The 1818-nt window shown below is 51.7% G+C and carries 1 protein-coding gene; it reads left to right on the top strand.

Annotated features, from left to right (window positions below):
* Positions 1-404 precede the first annotated feature (404 nt).
* Positions 405-1649: an IS110 family RNA-guided transposase gene (locus L691_RS0112535; protein WP_025690865.1), complete on the top strand. Its 1245-nt coding sequence runs from the start codon at positions 405-407 to the stop codon at positions 1647-1649.
* Positions 1650-1818: the final 169 nt, after the last annotated feature.

The following is a 1818-nucleotide window of genomic DNA, read 5'->3' as shown; positions in this document are numbered from 1 at the left end:
CCTCCTCGTATAGTATCTTTAGAACTTTCTTTTGAGACAATTTCCAGTCCCCTAGGGGGCTGGCGATTGCTGGAATAATTTCCAGCAACTCGTACCTTGAAAATCGAATCAGGGACTGGACTTTCCGGCATGCCTCTGGAAAATGAATCTTAGGGTTCATTCGGGGAAATTCTTTCGCCTCCCGTAGCCTCGTCTACTCCTTAAGTCTGTTTCTCCGGTACGCGTCTGAGCTTCTTACCCGCTGGCTGTTCCCTTCGGCAACCCATGCCTGGCTTTGAGCAGAACCAGGGCAGCTCATGGATCGAAGCGTGTTCTCATATGCGAGGGTGACTGATCTGCGCGTGCGCCGGAGGCATCCCGGAGCGTCCATTCCCTGAATCCCTTAATGAAAGGAGGAATTCCACTTGAAACTTTTTGTCGGAATTGACGTGAGTTCGCAAGAACTCGAAACGTGCTTCATGAACTCGGACGGCGATAAGCTTGAATCGTTTAGGGTCAAAAACAACCTCTACGGCGCTTCCCATCTTCGCGACCGCATCGTTGCCACAGCGGACAAGCTTGTTGTTTCTGAGATTCATATTGGCCTTGAGGCCACTTCCGTTTACAGTTGGCACCCGGCCATGTATCTTCATCAAGATCCATCGCTGCGTGAGCGCAAGGCCAAGGTGTTTACCCTTAATCCCAAGCTCATCAGCAAGTTCCGGGAAGCGTACGCTGACATGGACAAAACCGACCGGATTGACGCCTGGATCATCGCGGATCGCTTGCGTTTCGGACGCCTGACGACCACGATTATCATGCAGGAACAGTACGTCGCGCTCCAGCGTCTCACACGCATGCGGTTTCACTTGGTCCACAATCTGGCTCGTGAGAAGCAATACTTTTTGCAGAACTTGTTCTACAAGTGCAACGCCTTTACGACCGAGGTTGACAGTTCTGTATTCGGTCACGCCCTCATGGAGATGCTTTCCGAGAAGTTCAGTCTCGACGACATCGCCGAGATGGATATTGCCGATCTGGCCGACTATTTGCGAGATAAGGGGCGCAATCGTTTTCCCGACCCTGAGCGCGTCGCCCGCTGTATCCAACAGGCTGCTCGCGCTTCCTATCGCTTGGCCAAGGTCGTGGAGGACTCCATTGACCTCGTGCTCGGCACGTCCATCGAGTCCATCCGCAGCATCCAGAAACAACTTAAGGATCTCGACAAGGCCATTGAACGTATTCTGAACGGCATCCAGGGTGCCCAGTGCCTCTTGTCAGTGCCCGGTATCGGCAAGGTCTACGCTGCCGGCCTGCTTGGTGAACTAGGCGACATTGAACGATTCAAGGATCAAGCCGCCATTGCGAAATATGCAGGTCTGACTTGGCGCAGACACCAATCCGGCGGCTTCGAGGCAGAGAACACGACTAGAATGAAGTCCGGCAACCGATTCCTACGCTACTACCTTGTTGAAGCTGCCAACTCGGTCCGTTTACGCGATGAGGAATTCGGCGAGTACTACCGGAAGAAATATAACGAAGTACCCAAAAATCAACACAAGCGTGCCCTCGTCTTAACGGCAAGAAAACTCGTGCGTCTGGTCGATGTGCTGCTACGCAACGGCCAACTTTATACGCCTCGAAGGAAGGTGAATCACGCGAAGGATTAACGCCTCCTTTGCCAAAGTCCTTATGGATTCCCAGTAAAATTCTGTAATATAACTGGATTTTCAGCTGGGCTTGCTTAGATGTGCTCATTTTTCCTGACGCATAGGATCTATACGCTTGAGAATTTCCAATTCGTAAGAATCAGGAACTTGACATCATACCGCTGGACTT

It is taken from the genome of Paenibacillus zanthoxyli JH29, from assembly GCF_000520715.1.
GTDB classification, from domain to species: domain Bacteria; phylum Bacillota; class Bacilli; order Paenibacillales; family Paenibacillaceae; genus Paenibacillus_AQ; species Paenibacillus_AQ zanthoxyli.
Note: the sequence above shows the minus strand (reverse complement) of the source record. Positions and strands in the feature narration are given on the sequence as shown.